Annotated in this window: 18 protein-coding genes; 14 read left to right on the forward strand and 4 right to left on the reverse strand. The window is 47.1% G+C overall.

What is annotated here, in order from left to right; genetic code table 11:
* The first annotated feature begins 9 nt into the window (after nucleotides 1-9).
* Entirely contained in the window at nucleotides 10-915 is a 906-nt protein-coding gene (locus FD975_RS08695; protein WP_215301939.1) for an NAD kinase, read from the forward strand.
* A gap of 26 nt (nucleotides 916-941) precedes the next feature.
* Nucleotides 942-2,612 carry a DNA repair protein RecN gene (recN, locus tag FD975_RS08700; protein WP_215301941.1) on the forward strand — a complete coding sequence of 557 codons (1,671 nt, stop codon included), beginning with the start codon at nucleotides 942-944 and terminating at the stop codon, nucleotides 2,610-2,612.
* A 5-nt stretch (nucleotides 2,613-2,617) separates the two neighbouring features.
* Here recN and glnE read toward each other — a convergent pair whose 3' ends face one another.
* Nucleotides 2,618-5,434: a bifunctional [glutamate--ammonia ligase]-adenylyl-L-tyrosine phosphorylase/[glutamate--ammonia-ligase] adenylyltransferase gene (gene glnE / locus FD975_RS08705; protein ID WP_215301943.1), complete on the reverse strand. Its 2,817-nt coding sequence runs from the start codon at nucleotides 5,432-5,434 to the stop codon at nucleotides 2,618-2,620.
* 78 nt (nucleotides 5,435-5,512) lie between these two features.
* Between glnE and FD975_RS08710 the strand changes: the two genes are divergently transcribed.
* Genes FD975_RS08710 through FD975_RS08725 form a run of 4 tightly spaced genes read left to right on the forward strand, consistent with a single transcriptional unit; the run spans nucleotide 5,513 to nucleotide 13,179 of the window.
* Complete coding sequence (locus tag FD975_RS08710) at nucleotides 5,513-9,670, forward strand: YhdP family protein (protein ID WP_215301945.1); 4,158 nt, start codon at nucleotides 5,513-5,515, stop codon at nucleotides 9,668-9,670.
* A gap of 16 nt (nucleotides 9,671-9,686) precedes the next feature.
* Entirely contained in the window at nucleotides 9,687-10,520 is an 834-nt protein-coding gene (locus FD975_RS08715; RefSeq protein WP_215301947.1) for a carbon-nitrogen hydrolase family protein, read from the forward strand.
* A 24-nt stretch (nucleotides 10,521-10,544) separates the two neighbouring features.
* The gene (gene tldD, locus FD975_RS08720; protein ID WP_251371183.1) at nucleotides 10,545-12,035 is read left to right on the forward strand and encodes a metalloprotease TldD; all 1,491 of its coding nucleotides are present in this window, start codon (nucleotides 10,545-10,547) and stop codon (nucleotides 12,033-12,035) included.
* Between the two features lie 19 nt (nucleotides 12,036-12,054).
* Nucleotides 12,055-13,179, forward strand: a complete 1,125-nt coding sequence (locus tag FD975_RS08725) for a 3-deoxy-7-phosphoheptulonate synthase (RefSeq protein WP_215301948.1) — start codon at nucleotides 12,055-12,057, stop codon at nucleotides 13,177-13,179.
* Nucleotides 13,180-13,213: 34 nt separating this feature from the next.
* Here FD975_RS08725 and FD975_RS08730 read toward each other — a convergent pair whose 3' ends face one another.
* Nucleotides 13,214-13,783, reverse strand: coding sequence for a cob(I)yrinic acid a,c-diamide adenosyltransferase (locus FD975_RS08730; RefSeq protein WP_215301950.1), 570 nt, complete (start codon nucleotides 13,781-13,783; stop codon nucleotides 13,214-13,216).
* Between the two features lie 41 nt (nucleotides 13,784-13,824).
* Between FD975_RS08730 and FD975_RS08735 the strand changes: the two genes are divergently transcribed.
* From FD975_RS08735 to proC, 5 genes are read left to right on the forward strand one after another with little or no spacing between them, the layout of a single operon-like run.
* Complete coding sequence (locus tag FD975_RS08735) at nucleotides 13,825-15,315, forward strand: FAD-linked oxidase C-terminal domain-containing protein (protein WP_215303967.1); 1,491 nt, start codon at nucleotides 13,825-13,827, stop codon at nucleotides 15,313-15,315.
* On the forward strand, nucleotides 15,315-16,463 hold the full coding sequence (gene glcE / locus FD975_RS08740; protein ID WP_215301952.1) for a glycolate oxidase subunit GlcE: 1,149 nt from the start codon (nucleotides 15,315-15,317) through the stop codon (nucleotides 16,461-16,463). The genes FD975_RS08735 and glcE overlap by 1 nt, the downstream gene beginning before the upstream one ends.
* A gap of 8 nt (nucleotides 16,464-16,471) precedes the next feature.
* On the forward strand, nucleotides 16,472-17,749 hold the full coding sequence (gene glcF, locus FD975_RS08745) for a glycolate oxidase subunit GlcF (protein WP_215301954.1): 1,278 nt from the start codon (nucleotides 16,472-16,474) through the stop codon (nucleotides 17,747-17,749).
* Nucleotides 17,749-18,474 (forward strand): YggS family pyridoxal phosphate-dependent enzyme, encoded by a 726-nt coding sequence (locus FD975_RS08750; RefSeq protein ID WP_215301956.1) that lies wholly within the window; start codon nucleotides 17,749-17,751, stop codon nucleotides 18,472-18,474. The genes glcF and FD975_RS08750 overlap by 1 nt, the downstream gene beginning before the upstream one ends.
* Nucleotides 18,471-19,331 carry a pyrroline-5-carboxylate reductase gene (gene proC / locus FD975_RS08755; RefSeq protein WP_215301958.1) on the forward strand — a complete coding sequence of 287 codons (861 nt, stop codon included), beginning with the start codon at nucleotides 18,471-18,473 and terminating at the stop codon, nucleotides 19,329-19,331. Before FD975_RS08750 ends, proC begins: the two co-directional genes overlap by 4 nt.
* Here proC and ubiA read toward each other — a convergent pair.
* A complete protein-coding gene (ubiA, locus tag FD975_RS08760) occupies nucleotides 19,317-20,168 on the reverse strand; it encodes a 4-hydroxybenzoate octaprenyltransferase (RefSeq protein WP_371743408.1) in 852 nt (283 codons plus the stop codon). The two genes, proC and ubiA, sit on opposite strands and share 15 nt — an antisense overlap.
* Nucleotides 20,169-20,215: 47 nt before the next feature.
* Nucleotides 20,216-22,303, reverse strand: coding sequence for an ATP-dependent DNA helicase RecG (gene recG, locus FD975_RS08765; protein ID WP_215301961.1), 2,088 nt, complete (start codon nucleotides 22,301-22,303; stop codon nucleotides 20,216-20,218).
* A gap of 30 nt (nucleotides 22,304-22,333) precedes the next feature.
* Here recG and queA point away from each other — a divergent pair, with 30 nt between their 5' ends.
* The 3 genes from queA to yajC all read left to right on the forward strand — a co-directional run bounded on the left by queA (nucleotide 22,334) and on the right by yajC (nucleotide 24,995).
* Nucleotides 22,334-23,374, forward strand: a complete 1,041-nt coding sequence (gene queA, locus FD975_RS08770; RefSeq protein WP_215301963.1) for a tRNA preQ1(34) S-adenosylmethionine ribosyltransferase-isomerase QueA — start codon at nucleotides 22,334-22,336, stop codon at nucleotides 23,372-23,374.
* A complete protein-coding gene (gene tgt / locus FD975_RS08775) occupies nucleotides 23,367-24,524 on the forward strand; it encodes a tRNA guanosine(34) transglycosylase Tgt (RefSeq protein ID WP_215301965.1) in 1,158 nt (385 codons plus the stop codon). Before queA ends, tgt begins: the two co-directional genes overlap by 8 nt.
* Before the next feature lie 144 nt (nucleotides 24,525-24,668).
* Nucleotides 24,669-24,995: a preprotein translocase subunit YajC gene (gene yajC, locus FD975_RS08780; protein WP_215301967.1), complete on the forward strand. Its 327-nt coding sequence runs from the start codon at nucleotides 24,669-24,671 to the stop codon at nucleotides 24,993-24,995.
* Nucleotides 24,996-25,008: the final 13 nt, after the last annotated feature.

The following is a 25,008-nucleotide window of genomic DNA, read 5'->3' on the forward strand; positions in this document are numbered from 1 at the left end:
AATCGTTATATGTTAAGCCCATCCCCAAATTCCAGCAAAAAGGCATTTAGCCGGGTTGCGCTCGTCGGTAAATATCAGGCTGACGGCATGCAAGAACGCCTCAAGGACCTAGCTAGCCTGCTGGGCGAACAAGGTTGTGAGGTCTATGTTGAAAGCGCTACTGCAAGCCATCTGGGGCTAACTACCTACCCAGTCAAAAAGGTCGAGGAGTTTTCGGATGCCATTGATCTAGCAGTTGTTTTGGGTGGCGATGGCACGATGCTTGGCATTGGCCGTCAATTGGCGGGCAGCAAAGTCCCCCTGGTTGGCATCAATATGGGTCGCCTGGGTTACATGACTGATATCCCAATCCAAAATGTTCAAACAGTCTTGCCGCAAATTATTGCCGGTGAATATGAAGCTGACACGAGAACCCTGCTCGATGCAGTTGTCATGCGCAATGGCAAACAGATTAATCAGGCACTCGCCTTAAATGATGTAGTTGTGAATCGTTCCGGAATTTCTGGAATGGTCGAACTCGCAGTGCGCGTCAATGGCTCGTTTATGTACAACCAGCGCTCTGATGGCTTGATCGTATCGACCCCCACTGGCTCAACTGCCTATGCACTTTCTGCTGGCGGGCCTATTTTGCATCCACGCGTAGCCGGAATTCTGTTAGCCCCAATTGCCCCACACTCATTATCTAATCGCCCTATCGTATTGCCACAAGATATTGTGGTGAGCATCGAGGTAGTCGACGGTAGGGAAGTGATTGTGAACTTCGATATGCAATCACAGACTAATTTGCAATCAGGCGACATCATTGAAGTCAGTCAATCCAAAAAAACCATCACACTACTTCACCCTCGCAGTCACAGTGACTACAAAACCTTGCGAGAGAAGTTACATTGGAATGAGTATCCATCGACATTCTGATGTCGAACTTTTAGGTACGCTAGGTCATGCTTCAAACACTATCGCTTCGTGACTTTGTCATTGTTGATCAGTTAGAACTAGATCTTTCCTCAGGTTTTACAGTCCTCACCGGTGAAACAGGTGCCGGTAAATCCATTCTCTTGGATGCCCTCAGCCTGGTATTGGGTGAGCGTGCAGATAGCAGCCAGATACGTGAGGGATGCAATCGCGCCGAAATTAGCGCTCTCTTTAGAATAGATTCACAGCAAATTCAATACTTTAGTCAATGGCTTGATGAGCAAGGCTTTCCACTTGAAGATGATGGGCAAAGTCTTCTGCTCAAAAGAACTGTAGAGGTAAATGGTCGTAGCCGCGCTTTCATTAACGGCAGCGTAGCAACCTTGGCACAACTACGTGAAGCGGGCGATCAGTTGGTCGATATTCATGGGCAGCATGCACATCAACTACTACTTAAAGGTGGCGCGCAACGTGAACTACTAGATCGCCATGCGAATCACATGGATCTTGTGGTCGAGGTTTCTCAATTATTTAAAGCTCTAAATGAATCGCGTCGCAAACTTGAGCAAGCTGAAAATGCTGGTCAAGATATTGAACGTGAGCGTGAGCGCCTGGAATGGCAGCTAGAAGAGCTAAGCGAGCTCTCTCCACAAGAAGGTGAGTGGACATCCATTCAAAGTGAGCATGCTCGCCTAGCAAATGGCGCAAAAATTATCAGTGGCTGCCAAGAAGCAATTGATGTTCTCAGCGATGCTGATAACTCTGTAGAGTCCACCCTCTCTAAAGCTAGCGCTAATATGAGTGCACTGGCAGAGCATGACTCATCATTAAGTGAAATCAGCCAAGCGCTGGAGTCTGCACAAATTCAGATTGATGAAGCAGTACACAGCCTCAATCGCTACTTACAAAAACTGGATTTAGATCCTGCCCGCCTTAGTGAAGTAGAGGAGCGTATGCAAGCACTTCATGGCGCAGCTAGAAAATATCGCACCGAGGCAGATGACCTGCCAAAACTACTACTTGATACCACTGAACGTTTAGAAGCATTGACAGCATCTCAAAATATAGAGGCTCTGCGCGAGAAGGTGAAACAAGAAGAATTAGCCTATCTCAAGCAAGCAAAACAACTCTCGCAAAAACGTAGTAAAGCAGCGCTAGATTTAGGCAAGCAGGTTACCGCTGCGATGCAGGACCTATCAATGGCGGGTGGTCAGCTGGAGATTGCTTTGCTACCCCTTCCAGATGGAAGTGCCCAGGGTCTTGAGCAAATTGAGTTTTTGGTTGCAGGTCATGCTGGGAGCACCCCACGCTCGTTAGCAAAAGTGGCTTCCGGCGGGGAGTTAGCCCGCATCAGCCTAGCCATTAGTGTCATCACTAGCAAAGCGTCATTTACCCCAACCCTAATATTTGATGAGGTTGATGCCGGCATTGGTGGCGCTGTTGCAGAGACAGTTGGCAAGTTATTGCGTCAACTAGGTGAATCGCATCAGATTCTGTGCGTGACCCATTTGCCGCAAGTGGCTGCGCAAGGAAATCACCATCTAAAAGTCAGCAAATCACAGACGGGCGATAAAACCCTATCCCAAGTTATGCCGCTAGGAAGATCCGAAAGAGTTGAGGAGGTGGCTCGGATGCTGGGTGGCGCAACGATCACAGACACAACTCGTCGACATGCTCGAGAACTACTAGAGCAAAGTTAAGCTTTTCAAGCGTTCGATGGCGCAAGGAATATTTCCTGCCATAGAGCCAACACCACTTCTCTTGCCTTAACCAGTTGAGGTTCACACTCTAAATCTACCCGCGTCTTTTCTGCACCATCTAAACGCAAGCGATGTTGACGCGCTCGCAGTAGACGATAAGCATCGCCTACATCTTGGGCCATCGAAGCTTGAATTAAACCCGCCTCTCCAGCAATACGTAGCAAGGCGATATTTCCTAAATTACCAATCAGTTGTGGGTAAGTATTTGAAAATGCTAAGACTAAAAATTGCACAATAAACTCAATATCTACCATGCCGCCGGCATCATGCTTTAAATCAAAGTCGGGAGTCGGATTTGGATGCCCAGCATGGACTTTGCGACGCATTTCTAAAATCTCATGGCGTAACTGATCAACATCACGCTTTTGACTTAAAACCTCAAAACGCACATCATCAAAGAATGCTCCAAGCACTTTACTTCCCGCCGAGAACCTTGCGCGCGTGAGAGCTTGATGCTCCCAAACCCAAGCAGCATTATCACCTTCACGTAGTTGGTATTTCTTAAACGCATCGGCATTGGTTACCAAGAATCCTGCGGAGCCATTTGGACGAAGACGTGTGTCGATTTCAAACAGACTACCAGTTGATGTGTAAGCGGTTAACCAATTGATCATGCGCTTGGCTAGTAAGGCGTAAATTTCTTGAGCAGCAAAATCGGTTTCCTCGGCTTGATATAAAAAAACCAAGTCCAAATCCGAGGCATATCCTAATTCTTTACCGCCTAACTTTCCATAGGAGATCACCGCAAATGGTGCGGTCGCATCAATAGGTAACCCAAACTTCTTAGCAACGCTAGGCCATACGCGCTCAAAAGTAGTCTGCAAGATTAAGTCCGCTAATGCAGATAAATGATCGCTGACCTTCTCAACTGAAAGCTCACGATCAACGCCAATTCCCAGATCCGCCAAAAGCGTAATAAAGGTCTCGGTGTGGTGGGTAATGCGCAAAATATCCATGGCCTGCTCTGAACCATCGCCATCAGCCATCACATCATTCAAACGCATCTCTAATGTGGCTTTTACTTCCTGCCAATATTGCTCCGGTTGCTCAATAAGAGCTTTTTCAGTACGCGAGTTAAGCAAGTAATCTAAAAGGTGGGGATGCCTAGTTAAATACTCCGCACCCCATTGAGAGGCTTTGAGCAAAGCGAGCACATTAGATAGCGCCTGCGGATACTCTGACAAAATCGATAAATAAGCACTGCGCCGAGCAACCGCCTCCAATAAATCAAAAAAGCGAAGCAAAGTTTGGTCTGCACTAATTCCTGTAGGCTGATCTGCCTGCAAACTATCCGCAGCCTTACGAATGAGATTGCTGAAAATGATCCTGCTTTTTTCTGGCAACTGTCTTTGCTTTGAGCTATCAGTCCAAGACAGCCAGCGAGTTGCAGACTCTGGAAACAGCATGCCGTTCGGCTCCCACCCTGCCGGCAAGGAGGTATTGTCTAGACGCGCCGCATCATCAAGCACAAATGCTTTTTCAAAATACTGGGCTACTGCCGCCTGATGTTTATCGAGCTCAGACATGAATGCATTCCGGTCTTGAGTTTGATTAGGACCAACCATGCTCTCTGCTAAGCGAGTGCGTGCACCCTCATCCTCGGGCAAATAGTGTGTCTGCTGATCCTCCCACACCTGAATGCGATGCTCTAAGCGGCGCAAGTATATATAAGCCGCCTTTAGATCCTCTACTTCACTAGCAGGCAGAATTTCTTTTTGCTTCACCAAGTCCAAAACTTCTAGAGTAGGGCGAATGCGAAAACGAGGATCTGTACCTCCGCGCATTAACTGAAACATTTGCGCCAAGAATTCAATCTCACGGATGCCGCCACGGCCTAACTTAATATCCCTAGATCGACCATGATGATTGGAGGAACGTTTCTCAGCTTCATGCTGTATCTGCGCATGCAATTCACGGATGGATGCAATCACACCATAATCTAAATGCCGGCGATAGACAAAAGGACGAATGAGTTGATCAAGCTCCCGCTCACAATGAGCAAAATCAGGTGATTCCGGTAAAGGCGCAATCAATCTTCCCTTAATCCAAGCGTAGCGCTCCCACTCCCTGCCTTGAACTAGGAGGTACTCCTCGAGCATATCGAGACTACAGACCAAAGGGCCAGAATCTCCATTGGGTCTCAGGCGCATATCTACCCGAAATACAAATCCATTTGCATCATGCTCTGCTAATAGTTTTATCAAACGCTTACCCATTCGAGTAAACCACTCGTGATAGGAGAGGCTCTTAGGCCCACCTTGCGTATCCCCTTCATGCTCATACAAAAAGATCAGGTCGATATCAGAGGAAAGATTGAGTTCTAAGCCGCCTAACTTACCCATGCCCACCACCATCAAGGGCATCTCTGAATCAGTGACCGTGCTCCAAGGCAAACCAAAGCGACGCTTTAGATCTTCACGAATATAGGCAATCGATAGTGCTACTACCTCCTCAGCAAAGTGACTGAGTGCATGCATCACCTCACCAAGACTGGCCATACCATTGAGATCTCGGAAAGCAATCCAGAGCATGAGACGCTGTCTAGCCAACCTCAGATCAGCCATAAATTGAGCCTCATCCTGGTCTGGAGAAGCTAAAGCATCCTGACAAGGGGTTAATAGATCCTTAATCCCGGCAATATCTACCTTGCGAGCACCCTGTAAGCGAAGCCACTCTACCCATTCAGGGCGAGAATGAAGCCAACGTTGAGCGTAGCTGGAGTGCTGCTTTAGAAATTCAATTTGGACAGGAAAGCTAGTCATTTCTCTATATTAATCCGACTCTATATTCAAACTGCAGAAGCTTGGCGAGCAAGCAAGGGCTGACGGATAATAGAGTCTATGCTTCGAAATATCATCCGGACTCGCCTACAAAGTGCGCTTCAAAAACGTCCACCAGGTTCTAGCGGCGGTTGGCGCAAGCGCGCCCTCATACTTGCTGGTATCACCGTGGCTTTTTTTGTACTTGGCCATCTTGGGGTGCGCTTTATTCTCTGGCCTCAGATCGAAAAATCTAAGCCGGCCCTAGAGCATTTGATGAGTGCGCGCTTAGGCGCCAACATCACGATGGATGACGTACAAGTATCTTGGACCGGAATTCGTCCGAGTTTTGCGATTCAGGGATTAAGGTTTAACAACTCAAAAACGTCGACCCCTTCCCTGCTTATTCAAAACATCAATGGGCAACTTAGCTGGCTAACTTTTTATCACTTAGCCCCGTATTTTCATGAGATCACATTTGATCAGATTGAGCTTTACGCACAACGAGATGCAAAAGGTGCGATCTCAATTGCCGGAATTCCCATTCATAGCAAAGAGAATGACTTTTCTGCCGAGAATTGGTTGTTTGCTCAAAACGATATACAAATCAACGACGCCAAAATATTTTGGGAAGATCAGCAAAGTCGAAAGCTAAAGACCTCAATTGACATTCAAAGCATCCACCTAAAAAATGGCATTCGCAGTCATCAAGGTCAGTTGCTTGTACAAACACCTTGGAGTGCTAGCCCAATCAAACTCCAAGCTGACTTTGTTCATCATCTTGGGGGACAAGAAGGTAATTGGCGAGATTGGATCGGAAGCTTTTCATGGGAGCTTACTGAACTCAATCTCAGCCATATTTCTAAGGATATTAGCCTTCCACTCCATGATCTCGGTGGCAATGTCAACTCTCAGGGCAGCATAAAACTCGATAGCGGAAAAGCCAATGGTGGGCAAATCTCGTTGGCGGCCGATAATCTCCGAGTCCAATTAAATCAAGGCGAAGATCCCCTTGAGTTCGGTAGGTTGGAAACCAATCTAGTGCAGGGTACAGATGGTGGCCTCAATTCCATCACAACAAAAACTTTAGCATGGCGCAATATTGACAGTCCTAGCACCGCCCCCCTTGAAAAATTAAGCCCCATTACTTTCCGCTGGCGCTCCCCTAAGGATGGTGGCGAGATCACAGAGTTTGGTTTTTCCTCGCCAAAAGTACAAGTAGAGGATATTGCACTCTTCGCACTCAATCTTCCCCTGCCGAAAAAAATACATCAGTGGATCAAGATTTCTGAAGCAGATGGTGAGCTGCAGAACTTGGATATCAATTGGTCTGAAAGAAAATCTGCTCTATCCACTTTACCAATTCCAGGTAATTGGTTTTCCGCCAATAAACTTGATTACACGATCAGCGCAAAGCTCAATGACATTAGCTTTACCGGAGTGAACAAATCGATGCCATCAGCTTTAAATTTGTCCGGCAGCTTAGTCAGCGATCAGAAGCAAGGCAGCTTCACACTCGACTCTACAAATCTTGAATTGGAGATGCATGATTTTTTATCCGATCCCGAGATTCAATTAGACCGCGCAAAAGGCTCCATTAGCTGGTCCAAGCAAAAAGGTGGTTGGCTCATTAATGCCAAGAATATGCAGTTGAGTAACTCTGAGATCACCACCAATTTTGATCTGAGCTACCTCATTGGTGATCCCAAGCAACCCGATCAAATGACGCTAGATATGGAATTCGTTAAGGCTAAATTAGCAACAGCGCATCGCTATCTACCTGTTGGAATGGATAGGGATAGTCGCGCCTATCTGAGTAAGGCGTTTGAGGCTGGAGAGATTCAAAATGGCTCTTTACATATTAAGGGCGACCCAAATCAAGTGCCTTACCCTAGCGGAACTGCGGGGGAACTCAGCTTGCATCTACCTTTCTCCACCGCAATATTCAAGCCAGCACCCCTGCTGCCAAAAAGCCAAGGGGTTTGGCAAGCATTTAGTAATGTCAGCGGCAACATTGACATGAAACAAGCAATCTTGAATGTAGATGTTGATAAAGCTAACTATAAAAAAGTGGCGCTTTCAAATGTCAAATCACAAATACCTAATCTCAGCGCTAAAAACCTAAACTTACTCATCAATGGCTCAATCGAAGGTGAAGGCTCGGAAATTCTGGAGTACTTATTTGCATCGCCTGTGGGCGTCAAACAAGTCAACATAGCTAAAAATCTCACCCTCAAGGGTCCAGTTAATCTAGGTCTTGACTTAAAAGTTCCGCTGTCTGGAAGCGATGATGTTCACTTCGATGCAAAAATTAACCTCCCCGGTAATCAAGCTCAATGGGGACAAGCTCCTCCATTAAACAATCTGATGGGTAAGGTGCGAATTACTGAGGTCAATCCAGAGTTTGAAAATATCACTGCAAACTTTTTGGGTGGAGACTTGAAAATTGTAAGCGCGCCCTCCACAGCAGGAAATACTAGCTTCAGCATTAGGGGTGATATCAATGCTAGCTTCATCAAAGATTACATCTCAGGAAATTTAAAATCCTCAACCCATCCAGCGCTACTGACTGCAATGAGCGGATCAGCCAAATATGAAGGCTTGATTAACTTTAATAAAGCGGGAAGTCAAACCAATCTGAAATTTGATTTGCGCAATTGGGTAAGCACTGCGCCTGCACCTGCCAACAAATTAGCGGGAACCCCTATGCTAGGTGAGCTCAGCCTAAAAACTTACCCGGCAGGCAAGAACAGTTCAGTACATTCAGATTGGTCTGGAAAATTGGGGGATCAATATTTCCTCCAAGGAAATCTCAATTTCGCGAATGAAATAAAAAATGCTTTAGGAGTGGGATCGCCGGCACCATTGCCACAACAAGGTAGTTCGCTTCACTTAGTAAGCAATGAACTCAATCTTGATCAATGGGTAGAATTTTTGGGAGCAAAAAAATCAGCCAATAAAGCGATTGATGCTAAACCGTCTGACGCCCCCGAGGATGACGTCCAAATATCCGCTCAAGTAAAGAAATTAATTGCTCTAGATCGCGAATGGACTGATGTGAGCATGCAGTCCCAGAAGAAAAATAGGATCTGGCAACTCCAATTAAATGCACCTCAAATTGCTGGTCAAGTGCAATGGCATCCCAGCAGTGGCGATCATCCGAGCGGGCTAATTGCTGGAAAACTTGCGCGCCTGAAAGTGCCAGATCAACGCATAGCTCCTGATCCACTCAATAAGGAAGATAGCCCACAAAAACCATCTTCAGTTAACACCCCCGTCAACCCCAACGCGATTCCCAGCTTAGATTTAGTAATTGATGACTTTAGCTGGAAAAAAGCAAAGTTGGGTACGGTAAAGATCCAATCGAGAACCAGCCAGGATCTCGTGAAAATCGATTCTATTCAGATTAATAATCCTCAAGGCAACTCCATCGTCAAAGGTCAATGGAGTGCAAGAACTCCAAACGTTGCGGAACAGAGCTCTTTTACTGCCAATGTGAACATCCAAGATGCCGGACAAATTATTTCTCATTGGAGTAACTCTAAGTCTGTAGAAGGTGGAGAGGGGAAGCTTAATGCTTCACTCTCATGGTCTGGATCACCCTTTTCACCAAATTATGATTCTTTAACTGGCACCGTTAGCCTTGACCTTGCTAAAGGTCGTTTACTTGAAGTCAATTCTGATGGCGCAAAATTATTAGATGTTTTGAGTCTGCAAAGCTTGTTTAGGTTTGCTACCTTGGACTTAAAAGGTAGTCTTGGCAGCTTGGTCACCAAAGGCACCCCATTTAACTCAATTAATACCAATTTTGAGGTCGCGCAAGGCATTGCACAAGCTAAGCAATTCACGATGGTTCTGGATCAGGCTCGTGTTGCAATGACTGGGCAAATTAACGTGCCCAAAGAAACTCAAGATTTACGCATCACTATCTTCCCAACAATTGATGCCACAGCAGGCTCACTGGCGGCATTTGCGATTAACCCAATTATTGGTCTGGGGGCGGTCGTAGGTCAATACCTCATTACCAATCAAATTAATCGCAGTATGCAAACAGATTATTTGATTCAGGGTTCTTGGGATAACCCAGAGGTCATCCCACTCGATCAGAAGGGTCAACCGCTTGATGCAAAAACAATGGAAACGATTCGCACTAAGAATCTTTTGAAAGAGCAAACCAAACCTGGTACGCCCACTTCTGCACCCGCAAGCCCACCTGCAAATCAAAATATCCCCACCTAAACGCCAGGCTAAACAGATGAACTCGCTAAGAAATGCTTCTGAACTCAATATGGCTTCGATACAAATGGTATCGACCCCTAGCCTCAGCGAGAACCTTGAGGTTGCTGAAGGCTTGATTAAAGCTGCCGCAGATTGCGGTGCTCAGATTGCCGTACTGCCAGAATATTTTTGCTTAATGGGCTTGAAAGATACAGATAAGGTAAACGCACGAGAAGCTGCTGGATCGGGTCCAATTCAAGAGCGCCTTGCAACTATAGCCCAAGAAAATAATATTTATCTCGTGGCTGGCACTATTCCTCTTGAGGCGAAAGAGTCCAACAAAGTTCTCAATACCTCTCTCGTATTTGATCCCACAGGAAAGCAAATCGCTCGCTACGACAAAATCCACTTGTTTGGTTTTCAAACCGAAACAGAGCGTTACGAAGAATCAGAAACGATTACAGCAGGTAGTCAGCCAGGTCAATTTGCCATCAGGATCAATGAAGTTGACTGGCACTTTGGATTAAGTATTTGTTATGACCTTCGTTTTCCAGAGCTGTACCGCGCCCTCGGACAAGTCGATTGTCACATCATTCCAGCTGCATTTACCTACACAACTGGTAAGGATCATTGGGAGATCCTCTTGCGCGCACGTGCTATTGAAAACCAGTGCTATGTACTATCGTCAGCTCAAGGCGGTGTACACCTAAATCAACGCCGAACCTGGGGTGAGAGCATGCTCATTGACCCTTGGGGCGAGATTCTGAGCAATCTTCCTGAAGGAGAAGGTTTTATTCAGGGCAAACTCAGCAAAGATAAATTAAAAGAGGTACGCTCTAAGCTACCGGCACTAAAACACCGCAAGCTTTAATACAGAAAGTTCAACAAAATCAAGATGAGAGCACCAGAAGCATTATTTCCAAGTGATTGGACCAAGCCCAAGAAGCAGGCCGACCTTCTTAAATTAGCGAAGTCTATTCTGCTGGAACCAACTGGCCTCTCTGAGCAAGATTTACATCGCACCTTTGGCGACATGTTTACACATCAACTGGATGATGCTGACCTTTACTTCCAGCACACTCGTAACGAGAGTTGGAGTCTTGAAGAAGGTATCGTGAAATCCGGCAGCTTTAGTATTGATCAAGGTGTGGGAGTGCGTGCAATTTACGGAGATAAAACTGCCTTTGCTTACTCCGATGAAATAAATCTAGAAGCTCTCAACAAGGCAGCCAAATCCACTCGCGTGATTGGACCCCAAGGAGGCACTCGCGCTGTTGCAAGCAAAATATTTACACCAGTCTCTAACGAGCTCTACTCAGACTTAAACCCCCTAGACTCACTCGCGCCACAAGAAAAGATTGCTTTACTTGAAGGCATTGAGCGTCGTGCAAAAGCGCGAGACCCACGCATCATTCAGGTCATGGCTAGTCTAGCCGGTGAGTTCGATGTGGTGCTCGTAGTTCGTGCTGATGGCTTATTAGCTGCTGACGTACGTCCACTAGTACGGGTATCAGTACATGTGATTGCCGAACAAAATGGTCGTCGCGAATCTGGATCTTCTGGTGGCGGTGCTCGTCATGATTATCACTACTTCAATACAGAGTTAATTAATCAATATGTTGATGAAGCTGTGGATGGCGCCCTGATTAATCTAGACTCTCGCCCAGCTCCCGCGGGACCAATGACAGTAGTCATGGGGCCAGGATGGCCTGGAGTGTTATTGCACGAAGCGGTAGGTCATGGACTAGAAGGTGACTTTAATCGAAAAGGCTCTTCTGCTTTTGCTGGCTGCATTGGACAGCGCGTTGCCGCTAAAGGGGTCACTGTAGTAGACGATGGGACACTTTCTGGTCGTCGTGGCTCACTCAATATCGATGATGAAGGCACACCGACCCAGTGCACCACGCTGATTGAAGACGGTATCTTGAAGGGCTACATTCAGGATAGTTTGAATGCCCGACTCATGAATATGCCTCTCACCGGAAATGGACGACGGGAGAGTTTTGCCTCCCTACCCATGCCTCGTATGACCAATACCTACATGATGGCTGGCAAAGACGATCCCCAAGAAATCGTAGCCAGTATTAAACGTGGTCTTTACGCGGTCAATTTCGGGGGCGGCCAAGTCGACATTACAAGCGGTAAATTCGTGTTTTCAGCCTCAGAAGCCTATTGGGTAGAAAACGGCAAAATTCAATATCCAGTCAAAGGTGCAACCATTATTGGGAGCGGTCCAGAGTCCCTAAAACAGGTCTCCATGATCGGAAATGACCTGAAATTAGATGGCGGTATCGGGGTTTGCGGCAAAGAAGGTCAGAGCGTCCCCGTGGGCGTTGGACAGCCAACTTTACGTATCGACAGCCTGACTGTCGGAGGAACTGCTTAATACGGCTTAAAATAGCCGTATGAGCCAACAAAACACTAATCCCGCAAACTGGTACGCTGCCGTCGACAAAACGTCAGATACGGATGATCAACGCATTCATAACATTACTGTTCTGCCACCGCCAGAGCATTTGATTCGCTTCTTCCCGATCTCGGGAACCCCTACTGAAGCACTCATTAGCAAAACTCGTAAAAAGATTCGCGACATCATTCATGGAAAAGATGATCGCCTACTCGTCATCATCGGACCTTGCTCAATCCACGATCCTCGCGCTGCTGTTGAGTACTGTCAGCGACTACTCGCAGAGCGCGATCGTTTTGCCGGTGAACTCGAAATTGTGATGCGCGTCTATTTTGAAAAGCCACGCACAACTGTGGGTTGGAAAGGTTTGATTAATGATCCGTACTTAGATGAGAGCTATCGTATTGAAGAAGGTTTGCGTATTGCCCGCCAAGTGTTGATGGAAATTAATCGTCTTGGTATGCCAGCTGGAAGCGAATTCTTGGATGTGATTTCTCCGCAATATATTGCTGACTTGATTTCTTGGGGCGCTATCGGAGCACGCACCACTGAGAGTCAAGTTCACCGCGAACTCGCCTCAGGCCTCTCTGCACCAATCGGATTCAAGAATGGTACCGACGGAAACATTAAGATTGCTACCGATGCGATTCAAGCGGCTAGCCGTCCACACCACTTCTTATCAGTGCATAAGAATGGTCAGGTTTCTATTGTGGAGACTAAAGGCAATAAAGACTGTCACGTTATTTTGCGTGGTGGTAAAGAGCCAAACTATGAAGCGCAGTATGTACAAGCGGCCTGCTCAGAGCTTGCAGCAGCAAAGCTTCCAGCTAGTTTAATGGTTGACTTGTCGCATGCGAACTCCAGCAAAAAACATGAGCGTCAAATTGTGGTGGCAGAAAATATTGCCGAGCAAATTGAATCTGGCTCAAATCAAATTTTCGGCGTAATGATTGAAAGTCACCTAAATGATGGTGCACAAAAATTCACGCCAGGAAAAGATGATCCAAATAAGTTGGAATATGGCAAGAGTATTACTGATGCCTGCATTAACTGGGAAGATTCAGTCAATGTATTGCAACGCTTAGCTTTAGCTGTGAAAAATCGCAGAAAAGCAAAGAAATAAACTACTTCGTTTTATTTCGTCAAAAGAGACTAACTTATTTAGTCTCTTTTTTTTCGTGCTTCCAAAGAACGTCTTGGCCACCCGCTGCACGATTGAGTACACGCGCCAGTACAAACAAGAGATCAGACAAGCGATTGACGTATTGACGCGGAGCATCGTACAGAGGCTCCTCCCAACCCAAACGCACAATCGAGCGCTCGGCACGCCTGCAAACTGTTCGACATACGTGAGCCTGAGCTGCCGCACGAGTACCGCCCGGGAGAATGAATTCAGTTAAAGGGGGCAAAGTTGTATTGTATTTTTCCAACCAAACATCTAACTGGGCTACATGCTCAGGCTTGAGCAAGGTGTAATTAGGAATACAAAGCTCGCCACCCAAATCAAATAAGTCATGCTGCACTTGCAAAAATAAGACCCTTAACTCCTCTACAAGACTCTCAGGGATCAATTCAGTCATCAAAACACCGATTTCGGAGTTCAATTCGTCTACATCACCCATAGCGCAGATGCGCAAATGATCCTTTTCTACTCGGCTACCATCGCCAAGCCCGGTCATACCCGCATCACCAGTTCTGGTGGCTATTTTTGAAAGTCGATTTCCCATGAACTAATTATAGGTAAATGGCTAAAATGATTCTTATGAATATGGTGACCCCACCCCCCGAGCTCGCGGCCATTACCGCCCTTCAATCCAAATTGGTATCGGCCCTGCGCCCGATACTCCCGGAGCACGCTTTGCTTTGGGAGCCTGAGGACACGATTCCCTATGAATGTGATGGTCTAGCGGCCTATCGACGCATGCCCCTCGCGGTAGCCTTACCGGAGACTGAGGAGCAGGTTGCCCAGATCCTAAAGACCTGCTTTGAAATGCAGGTGCCTATCGTTCCACGCGGATCTGGCACTGGCCTATCCGGTGGCGCCATGCCCATTTCCCAAGGTTTAGTGCTCTCGCTAGCCAAACTCAAAAAGATTATCAGCATTGACCCTTTCACCAGAACTGCAGTTGTACAACCCGGTGTTCGCAATTTAGCCATCTCTGAAGCTGTTGCCCATCTGGGGCTTTATTACGCTCCGGACCCCTCTTCACAGATTGCCTGCTCCATTGGCGGCAATGTGAATGAAAACTCTGGTGGTGTCCACTGCCTCAAATATGGACTAACCCTTCACAACGTCCTCAAAGTTCGCGGCGTGTTGATGAATGGTGAAATCGTGGAATTTGGCAGCCTTGCGCCGGACTCTCCAGGACTCGATTTATTGGCAATTGTGATGGGTAGCGAAGGCATGCTCGCAGTGGTGACTGAAGTCACGGTCAAGCTCATTGCTAAGCCAAAATTGGCTCGCGTCATCATGGCCAGTTTTGACGATATTGAAAAAGGTGCCGATGCAGTTGCCGCGATCATCGCTGCTGGCATCATTCCTGCCGGCTTAGAGATGATGGATAAAGCCACTACTCGTGCAGTAGAAGAATTTGTTCATGCGGGGTATGACCTTGAAGCTGAGACCATTCTCCTGTGTGAGTCCGATGGCACGCCTGAAGAGGTTGCAGAAGAAATTGAGCGCATGACTAAGGTGCTCGAACTAGCAGGTGCTAGTGGTATTCAGATTTCTCAAAATGAATCGGAGCGCTTGAAATTTTGGAGTGGTCGTAAGAATGCCTTCCCCGCAGCAGGACGCTTAGCGCCTGATTACTACTGTATGGATGGAACAATCCCCCGCAGAAATATTGGCACTCTACTCAGACGTATTCAGGTTATGGAAAAGAAATATGGTCTTGTTTGCTTGAATGTATTTCATGCGGGCGATGGCAATATGCATCCACTCATTTTATTTAACGGTGCCGATCAAGATGAGTGGCATCGAGCTGAAGAATTCGGTACTGAAATTTTAGAAGCCTGTGTCGAGCTCGATGGCACGATTACTGGTGAGCATGGCGTTGGAATTGAAAAAATTAATTCCATGTGCGTTCAATTTGGTGAAGGTGAACGCGAGTCTTTCTGGGGAGTTAAGGCAGCATTTGACCCTGAACGATTATTAAATCCTGATAAGGCGATCCCCACATTAAATCGTTGTGCTGAATACGGTCGTATGCGCATTAGTGGTGGAAACTTGCCGCATCCTGAGTTGGAGCGCTTCTAATGCCCACATCCAACAATATGGCTATTGATTTATTTCGCGAACAAATTCTGGCAGCAGCCAAAAGTAAAACACCACTATCAATTGAAGGCGGCGGTACCAAGTCTTGGTATGGCAATACCAATTCCTATGCCAAGTTAGACACCCGCCCTTATTCTGGCATCCTGGAATACCAGCCTGAAGAATTAGTGATTACGGCTTGTGCTGGCACACCATTAAAGGAAATTGAAGCAGCTCTAGCCGAGAAAAACCAAGTGCTGGCTTTTGAGCCACCCCATTTTGGTCATAACGCAACTTTTGGTGGCACCATAGCTGCAGGCTTAGCAGGACCTGGCCGCATTAGCGCTGGCAACTTACGTGACTTTGTTCTTGGTGCACGCATCATGGATGGCAATGGCCAAGACTTATCTTTTGGCGGCAAGGTGATGAAAAACGTGGCGGGATATGACGTTTCACGTTTGATACCTGGATCTATGGGAACCCTCTCACTATTACTCGAGGCTTCTGTAAAAGTACTACCTAAGCCAGCAGCAACAGCCACCTTACGTTGTCAGCTCAGCCAAGAAAAAACCTTGCGCCTCTTAAATGAGTGGGCTGGGCAACCCTTACCACTCTCAGCTAGCTGCTGGATTGGAAGCCCAACAGGTGGCGATGGTGAACTTACCATTCGTCTGGCCGGTGCTGCTGCTGCTGTTAAGTCTGCAATTCCGCTAATGAATGCAGCTATCGATGCTGTTGAAGTGGACCCAGTGCTTGCACAAATATTTTGGAGTGAGCTACGTGAGCAGCACTTAACTGTTTTTACAAACCTAGATAGTGCTGACACACTCTATCGCCTAGCTCTTCCAGTCGCATGCGGTCCACTTGCAATTAAAAATGCCGTTGGCGATATTGCTTTGGAATGGCATGGACAGCAACGCTGGGTTAAAGCGCCTGGCGATGATGCCACTTTTGCATCCATCAAAGCATTAGCCAATGCCAATGGTGGGCATGCAACGCGCTTTAAGCAAGGAAGCAGTGTTGATCCAAGTAAGCAACGCTTTACCCTTTTGAGTGAGCAAGCGCACTCAACTGCTTTAGAGGCGGTACAAGCACGCCTAAGAGCCGCCTTTGATCCAGCAGGCGTATTTGCTACTTCACGCCTTCCTTAAGTCTTTATATGCAAACTCAATTAGCTCCCCAATTCGCCAATACTCCTGAAGGAATAGAGGCCGCCAGAATTCTTGGAAAATGTGTGCACTGTGGCTTCTGCACTGCTACTTGCCCCACCTATCAAATTCTGGGTGATGAACTCGATGGCCCACGTGGTCGTATCTACCTCATCAAGCAGATGGCTGAAGGGCAAGTGCCGACTGAAAAAACACGCATGCATTTAGATCGCTGCTTAACTTGCCGCAATTGCGAAAGCACTTGCCCAAGCGGTGTGCAATACGGCAACTTGGTGGATATTGGTCGCAAGTGGGCAGAAGAAAACACTCCTGAGCGCCCTCTTGGCCAGCGCCTCACCCGCTGGGCTTTAAAAGAAGGTTTAACCAGCCCTACATTATTTAATTCAGCGATGGCAATTGGTCGCTTAGTTCGCCCACTGATGCCGGCTGGCATCCAACGCAAGATTCCAGAAGCTAAAAATAAAGCATTAGCTAGACACACCGATCCTTACGCCAGGCCACAAGCAAGTCACTCTCGTAAGATGCTCTTACTCGAGGGTTGCGTACAGCCAGGCATGCTGCCAAATATCAACTCAGCAACGGCACGTGTTCTAGATGCACTCAAGATTCAACTGATTAGCGCGTCTAATGCCACATGTTGTGGCGCACTGCGTTACCACCTTAACGATCAAGCTGGTGGCCTTGATAACGCCAAACAAAATATCGATGCCTGGTGGCCACAAGTGGAACAAGGTGTGGAGGCCATCGTCATGACTGCATCTGGTTGTGGCGTCATGGTCAAAGACTATGGCCATCTATTTGCAAATGATCCGCAATATGCAAGTAAAGCAAAGATGATCTCTGATCTCACGAAAGATATTTCAGAAATCTTGCCGTCACTTGAGGGCGAGTTGATTTCTCTGGTGGGTGCAGATCCCAAGCCTGGCGTGGTGTATCACCCACCTTGCACACTTCAACATGGTCAACAAATTCGCGGGAAGGTAGAAGGCCTGCTAGCTAGTATTGGTATTGGTGTGCGCTTATGCGCTGATAGCCACCTCTGCTGCGGTTCTGCAGGCACCTACTCGGTAACCCAGCCAGAGCTCTCAGAGCAGTTACGCCATAACAAGCTTGCCCACCTCAATGCCGCTTGCGAAGAGTCTGGTGCGAAAGTCATTGTGTCTGGAAATATTGGTTGCATCACCCATCTGCAGCAAGATGACACCCCAGTACTACATTGGATCGAGATTGTTGATCAACTTATCAGTCAACAAGGCCAAACCAAATAATGAGTCAAATTACTACCAACCTGATGTTGGTAAGGCGAAGGTTAGAACTGGCAGCGCTAGCAGCTAAACGTGAGCCAGAAGACATTCAACTGCTTGCGGTAAGTAAAACTTTTCCAGCAATAGCGGTTGAAGAAGCTATGCATGCTGGTCAGACTGCCTTTGGTGAGAACTATGTTCAAGAAGGTGTTGAAAAAATTCAGCAACTTGCGAAGTTGCGTCCTTGGCTAGAGTGGCATTTCATTGGTCCACTTCAGAGCAATAAAACGCGAGATGTCGCAGAACATTTTGATTGGGTACACAGTATTGACCGACTCAAAATTGCAGAGCGCCTTTCGACTCAACGCGGAGAATTTCCTGATTTGGGTGAACTGCAAGTCTGCGTTCAAATTAATGTGAGTGAAGAAGAATCTAAAAGTGGAATATCGCTTGAGGAAGTTGAAACGCTTTGTGATGCCGTAGCAAAACTCCCCAATCTGGTACTTCGTGGACTGATGGCTATCCCCGCGCCCAGCGATGATGTAAGCCAACAGCGCCGAGCCTTTGCTGCTGTCAGGGAGTGTTTTGTCGGACTTAAAGCAAAGCATAGTAATGATCTTGGGTATGACTTCTTCGACACCCTCTCCATGGGAATGTCGGACGATATGGAGGCAGCAATTGCTGAAGGCAGCACCATGTTACGTATAGGAAGCGCTATTTTTGGGAAGCGCGATAAGATAAAAATATGAGCACACAACAAACAAACCAAAATGCCCACATCACCTTTATTGGCGGTGGCAATATGGGCCGCGCATTAATTAGCGGATTACTCGCCAACGGTTTTGAAGCCAAACAACTTTCTGTAGTGGAAGCCAATGCGAGCACGGGCCTGCAATTGCATCAAGATTTTGGCGTACAGATTATTGGTGCTTTGGATCAAATTGCTTTTGATTTCTCTAAAAATAATGTTGTAGTTATGGCGATTAAGCCTCAGGACTTCAATGTAGTAGCGAAGTCTTTAAATGCGAAACTGAAACATGCAACAGCGCCAGGTCCGTTGATCCTCAGCATTGCGGCTGGTATTCGCCTCAAAGACATGAGTCGCTGGCTTGACCACGCACGTTGTGTTCGCGCTATGCCAAATACTCCCGCCCTCATCGGCAAAGGTATTACAGGTCTATTTGCAGATGTTGGCGTCAGCGCATCTGATCGTGCTCTAGCAGAAACCATTTGCAATGCAGTTGGCCAAGCAGTATGGGTCAATGAAGAAAAACTCATGGATGCTGTTACTGCGGTTTCTGGAAGTGGCCCCGCCTATGTTTTTGCTTTCTTGGAAGCCATGCAATCCAGCGGTGAAAAGCTTGGACTTGATGCAGTCACTGCTCGCAAACTAGCTTACGCCACCCTAGAAGGTGCCACACAGCTTGCCCATAACTCCGATGAGCATGCAGGCGTACTGCGTGAACGAGTGACATCTAAAGGCGGCACAACTGCTGCAGCACTCGATACACTCAAGCAACTTGATTGGCATGGTGCACTTGAAAAAGCAATTGATGCTGCCAGTCAACGTGGCAAAGCTATGGGCGATGAACTAGGCAAGACCTAAAAGGATTCCAAGAAAAAGGAATCCGCCTAACCAGTTGTTGTGGCGAAATGCCTTGAAGCAATCCTCACGCTTGCGGGTCGATACTAGTTTCAGATGATAGATGGCGCAAGTTAAAGCCAGACACCAACCCACCCAAAAGTAATTATTGAGATTTGCCAACTGGGCAACCCAAGCTTGGCTGAGGAATAGTACGCCGTAACTCAGTGCAATTGCGAGCACGTCAAAGCGACCAAAAGTAATGGCTGAAGTGCGCAAGCCCAAACGCAAATCATCATCACGATCAACCATTGCGTAAGCCGTGTCATAAGCAATGGCCCAGAAAATATTGCCGACAAACAAAATCCAAGCCTCAAGAGGAATAAAGCCAAGAACTGCGGCATAGGCCATCGGAATGCCGAAACCAAAAGCAATACCAAGAACGGCTTGCGGAATCGCAAAGAAACGCTTCGTAAAGGGATAGAGAATCGCAACTGCCAAGGCAAAGAAAGAGAGTTCTTTAGTCAGGGCATTGAGGGGTTGAATAAGTAAGTAGGCTATCAAGGCTAAAGTGGCCGCTACAACCAGAGCCTCTTTTCCAGAAATCTTGCCACTGGTAATCGGTCGATCCTTAGTCCTCAAAACATAGCGATCAAAATCTTGATCCGCATAATCATTGATGGCACAACCAGCACTACGCATTAAAAATGTACCCAAGGCAAAAATAATCAGCAGATGGAACTCAGGAAGGCCGCCACTCGCCAACCAAAGCGCCCACAAAGTTGGCCACAATAGAAGTAGCGTGCCGATCGGCTTATCTAGACGGATTAAGTAGGCGTAAGCAACAATGCGATTGCGCATCAAATCAATCATCTTTCTTTTAAACAATCATGCTCATGATCGCATTATCAAGCTTTTAGAAATTCAGTACGAGATCCAAGCCAACGCTCAAGATGTCTTTCTACCAACTCTCCATGCTCGGCCAGCAAACGCTCAGCAGCCATCTGCGCTAATTCAATCAACCAGGCGTCCCGCTGAAGATCAACGAAACGCAACATAGCATCACCAGATTGCTTGGCTCCCAATAACTCGCCAGGACCGCGTAGTGATAAATCGCGCTCAGCAATCACAAAGCCATCCGAAGTCTCTCGTAAGGTTTGTAAGCGCTCTTTAGCGGCTAAAGATAGAGGCTCTGCATACATCAAGATGCAAACTGAATCTGCCGAACCGCGCCCTACACGCCCACGTAACTGATGGATTTGCGCATACCCAAAACGTTCAGCATGCTCGATCACCATGAGAGCTGCATTGGGAACATCCACCCCCACCTCAATCACTGTAGTTGCAACTAAGAGCTGGATTTCATTGGCTTTGAAGGCTGCCATCACTGCAGCTTTTTCTTCACTCTTTAAGCGACCATGCACTAAACCCACTTTGAAATTTGGTAATGCTTGCGTGAGCTGCTCAAAACTTTCAACTGCAGTTTGTAATTGCAATACCTCTGACTCTTCAATCAAAGGGCATACCCAATAAGCTTGCAGTCCCTTTGCTAGCCAATCATGCAAACCGCTAATCACCTCATCTCTTCGCGCCGCCTTGACTACTTTGGTGGCAATCGGTTTTCTACCAGGAGGTAATTCATCAATGACTGAAACATCTAAGTCAGCGTAATAGGTCATTGCCAAAGTCCGTGGAATCGGAGTGGCCGACATCATCAATTGGTGACAATAGAATAGTTCCGAGCCAACGCGTTGCTGAATCTCTAGACGCTGCCTCACACCAAAACGATGTTGCTCATCAATCACCGCTAAACCTAACTTAGCAAAGCTCACCTTATCCTGAATAAGAGCATGCGTACCAATAATCAGCTGAGCCTCACCACCCTCAATCATTTCTTGGGCAAGTCTTTTCTCTTTAGCCTTCAAGCTGCCTGAGAGCCAAGCAATCTTGACACCAAGAGGTCCAAACCACTCTTGCATTTTGAGATAGTGTTGCTCCGCCAGAATTTCTGTTGGCGCCATGATGGCGGCTTGATAGCCATGATCCATGGCGCGTGCAGCAGCTAATGCAGCAATCACGGTTTTTCCACTACCCACATCGCCTTGCAATAGGCGATTCATCGGAAAGGTGTTGGATAGATCGGCACCAATCTCGGCCCAGACTCGGGATTGAGCGCCAGTCAACTTAAAGGGTAAAACTTTCAGCAAGCCATCTTCAATACTGGTAGTTTTTTTGCTTACCTTACTTGCTGGCTGATCCTTTGCAAAACTAGGAGCGCGTCTTTCTCTACGAATGGCATGAGCCCGCTTTAAAGAAATCTGCTGCGCGAGCAATTCTTCAAACTGAACACGACGCCAAGCAGAATGGGTCCGATCTAGAAGTGATTGAGTATTGGCATCTGCGGGTGGCTGATGTAAATAGGTAATCGCATCTTGCAGCGGTGGCCAATCATTGCTTGGCAATATTTCTGCCATGAGTTTGGTGGGTAAAAATTCCGCCAAACTTTCTTTCAAACTTGAATCACGTAAAGCTTGTAAGACTGCCTTACGAATAACTGTTTGCGAGACACCTGCACTTGCAGGATAGACCGGGGTCAAACTTGCTGGCAATGGTGCATCTGGAGTCAAGGCCCGAACTATAGGGTGAACCATTTCAGAGCCTTGATAGCCTTCTCGAACCTCACCTCGAACTCGGACATGGGCACCGACTGCCATTTGCTTTTGCTGGCTCGGGTAAAAATTGAGGAAACGGAGCTGTAGCGAAGCGGTGTCATCCTCAATCGTGACCAGGAGCTGCCTTCTAGGGCGGAACATGACCTGATTGCGAATGACAACACCCTGGGTTTGGATGGAATGAAATCTTCCAAGGGCTAAGGCTTCCTCGATAGTGAAAAGCTCAGTCTCATCCTCGTAACGGGATGGCAGGTGCAAAGCAAGTGCCATAGGGCTGTTTAAACCCATCTTTTCGAGTGCAGTTGGCGGTCGCTTAGTCGTCATCGTTAAAATCCAATACCTGATGGTAATGCTATGCAACTTTCCGACTTCAATTACGACCTCCCGCCCGAACTAATTGCCCAGCATCCCCTGGCTAATAGAACGGATAGTCGCCTCTTAGAACTGAATATAGAGGGGGGTAATGTCGCTCAATTGATCGATCGGAAATTCCCAGAGATTCTTAACCTTATCAAACCTGGGGATTTACTCGTCTTTAATGACACCAAGGTGATCCCGGCGCGTCTGCATGGCAAAAAGGAGACGGGGGGCAATGTAGAACTCCTTATTGAACGCATTAGTGGCGATCAACAAGCCTGGGTACAAATGAGAGCCTCCAAAGTTCCCAAGACCGGGAGCATTATTCATGTCCACAACAAAGCAGGCGAAACATTCCCAGTGGAAATGCTTGGCTATGACGGCAGATTTTATGAAGTGCGCTTTCCAGAGAATGTGTTTGATTTGCTTGAGCGTTTCGGTGAATTGCCGCTACCGCCTTACATAGAGCATCAACCAAATCAGGAAGATGCCAATCGCTACCAAACTGTGGTTGCCAAAAACCCTGGTGCTGTCGCTGCCCCTACGGCAGGATTACACTTTGATGAAGCTATTTTGAAGAAGCTAAATGAGCATGGAGTTAAGCAAGCCTCCGTCACCTTACATGTAGGCGCAGGCACCTTTACACCAGTTCGCGAAGAAGACCTTAGCAAACACAAAATGCACTACGAGTGGTTCTCAGTCCCCGCAGAAACCATCACAGCAATAGAGTCTACCCACCAAGCTGGTGGCAGAGTCATTGCCGTTGGAACAACCAGTCTACGGGCCCTAGAGAGTCAGGCTCAAAACCAACAAGCCAGCGGCGAAACCAATTTATTTATTACTCCCGGCTACACCTTCAAAGCCGTAGATTGTTTGCTGACAAACTTTCATCTACCAAAATCGACCTTACTCATGTTGGTAAGTGCCTTTGCTGGTGTAGACAATATCCGCCATGCCTATCAACATGCCATTCAAAATGAATATCGCTTTTTTAGCTACGGCGATGCGATGTTCTTAACTAGACAAACTCATGACTAAACCTGTTCACTTCAATATCTTGGCGCGTGACTCTGCAAGCCCTGCACGTCTTGGCCAGCTTGACCTTCCCCATGGCAGCGTTCAAACGCCGATCTTCATGCCAGTGGGAACCTATGGCACGGTGAAGGCCATGACACCTCGGGATTTGAATGAAGCCAAAGCGCAAATTATTTTAGGTAATACCTTTCATCTGTGGCTGCGACCTGGTTTGGATGTGATTCAGAAGCATGGTGGCTTACACCGCTTCATGGGCTGGGATAAACCCATCCTCACTGACTCAGGCGGCTTTCAGGTCTTTAGCTTAGGTGCTTTGAGAAAAATTTCTGAAGAAGGTGTGACATTTGCCTCCCCTATTAATGGAGATAAGTTATTTATGTCTCCAGAAGTGTCGATGGAAATTCAGGCGGTACTCAATAGTGACATTGCCATGCAATTTGATGAGTGCACCCCTTACGAAGTCAAAGGACATGCGACCTCAGAAAAAACTGCACGCGCCTCACTTGAAATGTCCCTGCGCTGGGGTGATCGCTCTTTAAAACGCTTTCGCGAGCTCGAAACAGGCAATGGCCTCTTTGGCATTGTTCAAGGAGGCATGTTCGAGAATTTACGAGAATTCTCCTTAGATGCCGTCAGCCAACAAGGCTTTGATGGTATTGCTATTGGCGGCCTCTCTGTTGGAGAACCCAAGCCCGAGTTTGAGCGCATTTTGAATTTCACAGCTCCTAAGTTGCCAGAACATATGCCTCATTACTTGATGGGAGTTGGTACACCAGAAGATCTCATGCTAGGTGTGAGCCTGGGCATCGACATGTTTGACTGCGTGATGCCAACTCGCAATGCTCGAAATGGCTGGCTTTTTACCCGCTTTGGTGACCTGAAGCTGCGCAATTCAGGGTACAAGGATGATGATCGCCCCGTCGATCCTACTTGCGCCTGTTATACCTGTAAAAACTTCACGAGATCCTACCTAAATCATCTGCAGAAGGCGAATGAAATCCTTGGGTCACAGCTGAATACGATTCACAATCTCTCCTACTACCTCCAGCTCATGGAAGAAGTGAGGGACTCCCTTGCCAAGGATCGATTTAGCGCCTATCGCGAGGAATTCCATCGGAATCGTCAGCGCGGCGTAGAGCCTGGACAGGATTAATAGCCCTAGAGCATCAATGGGCACCCCCTGTTGATCTGAAATCAGCCCTCCAAGCCCCATACAGTTTAGAATTGCGGGTTTACGGCTTTGCTTAAAAGCCTAAAACTGAAGCATTTTCCAATTGGTAACTAATGGAGGTTTTGTATGTGGATTAGTAACGCTTTTGCCCAGGCTCCAGCCGCGGGTGCAGATTCTGGTGGCTTAATGAGCTTCCTTCCCCTGATTTTGATGTTTGTAGTTTTGTACTTCATCATGATTCGCCCACAAATGAAGCGTCAAAAAGAAACTAAAGCAATGCTTGAGTCCCTTTCTGTTGGCGATGAAGTAGTGACTGTTGGCGGCATCATGGGAAAAGTGACTGCATTGAAAGATCAAGTGGTAACTGTTGAAATTTCTGCCGGCACTGAAGTACAAATGCAAAAAGTCGCCATTACAACAGTATTGCCAAAAGGCTCAATGAAGTCTGCTTAATAAGCTTGTTTAA

The organism is Polynucleobacter sp. AP-Jannik-300A-C4 (assembly GCF_018688335.1).
Taxonomy (GTDB): Bacteria; Pseudomonadota; Gammaproteobacteria; order Burkholderiales; family Burkholderiaceae; genus Polynucleobacter.

What these genes read in the sequence shown, in the direction of transcription:
- glcF (WP_215301954.1), top strand. Translation starts at nt 16,472, where the DNA reads ATGCAAACTCAATTAGCTCCCCAATTCGCCAATACTCCTGAAGGAATA.
- FD975_RS08715 (WP_215301947.1), top strand. Translation starts at nt 9,687, where the DNA reads ATGAACTCGCTAAGAAATGCTTCTGAACTCAATATGGCTTCGATACAA.
- FD975_RS08730 (WP_215301950.1), bottom strand. Translation starts at nt 13,783, where the DNA reads ATGGGAAATCGACTTTCAAAAATAGCCACCAGAACTGGTGATGCGGGT.
- glnE (WP_215301943.1), bottom strand. Translation starts at nt 5,434, where the DNA reads ATGACTAGCTTTCCTGTCCAAATTGAATTTCTAAAGCAGCACTCCAGC.
- FD975_RS08695 (WP_215301939.1), top strand. Translation starts at nt 10, where the DNA reads ATGTTAAGCCCATCCCCAAATTCCAGCAAAAAGGCATTTAGCCGGGTT.
- yajC (WP_215301967.1), top strand. Translation starts at nt 24,669, where the DNA reads ATGTGGATTAGTAACGCTTTTGCCCAGGCTCCAGCCGCGGGTGCAGAT.
- recN (WP_215301941.1), top strand. Translation starts at nt 942, where the DNA reads ATGCTTCAAACACTATCGCTTCGTGACTTTGTCATTGTTGATCAGTTA.
- proC (WP_215301958.1), top strand. Translation starts at nt 18,471, where the DNA reads ATGAGCACACAACAAACAAACCAAAATGCCCACATCACCTTTATTGGC.
- FD975_RS08710 (WP_215301945.1), top strand. Translation starts at nt 5,513, where the DNA reads ATGCTTCGAAATATCATCCGGACTCGCCTACAAAGTGCGCTTCAAAAA.
- FD975_RS08750 (WP_215301956.1), top strand. Translation starts at nt 17,749, where the DNA reads ATGAGTCAAATTACTACCAACCTGATGTTGGTAAGGCGAAGGTTAGAA.
- tldD (WP_251371183.1), top strand. Translation starts at nt 10,545, where the DNA reads ATGAGAGCACCAGAAGCATTATTTCCAAGTGATTGGACCAAGCCCAAG.
- ubiA (WP_371743408.1), bottom strand. Translation starts at nt 20,168, where the DNA reads ATGCGCAATCGCATTGTTGCTTACGCCTACTTAATCCGTCTAGATAAG.
- glcE (WP_215301952.1), top strand. Translation starts at nt 15,315, where the DNA reads ATGCCCACATCCAACAATATGGCTATTGATTTATTTCGCGAACAAATT.
- recG (WP_215301961.1), bottom strand. Translation starts at nt 22,303, where the DNA reads ATGACGACTAAGCGACCGCCAACTGCACTCGAAAAGATGGGTTTAAAC.
- FD975_RS08735 (WP_215303967.1), top strand. Translation starts at nt 13,825, where the DNA reads ATGGTGACCCCACCCCCCGAGCTCGCGGCCATTACCGCCCTTCAATCC.
- FD975_RS08725 (WP_215301948.1), top strand. Translation starts at nt 12,055, where the DNA reads ATGAGCCAACAAAACACTAATCCCGCAAACTGGTACGCTGCCGTCGAC.
- tgt (WP_215301965.1), top strand. Translation starts at nt 23,367, where the DNA reads ATGACTAAACCTGTTCACTTCAATATCTTGGCGCGTGACTCTGCAAGC.
- queA (WP_215301963.1), top strand. Translation starts at nt 22,334, where the DNA reads ATGCAACTTTCCGACTTCAATTACGACCTCCCGCCCGAACTAATTGCC.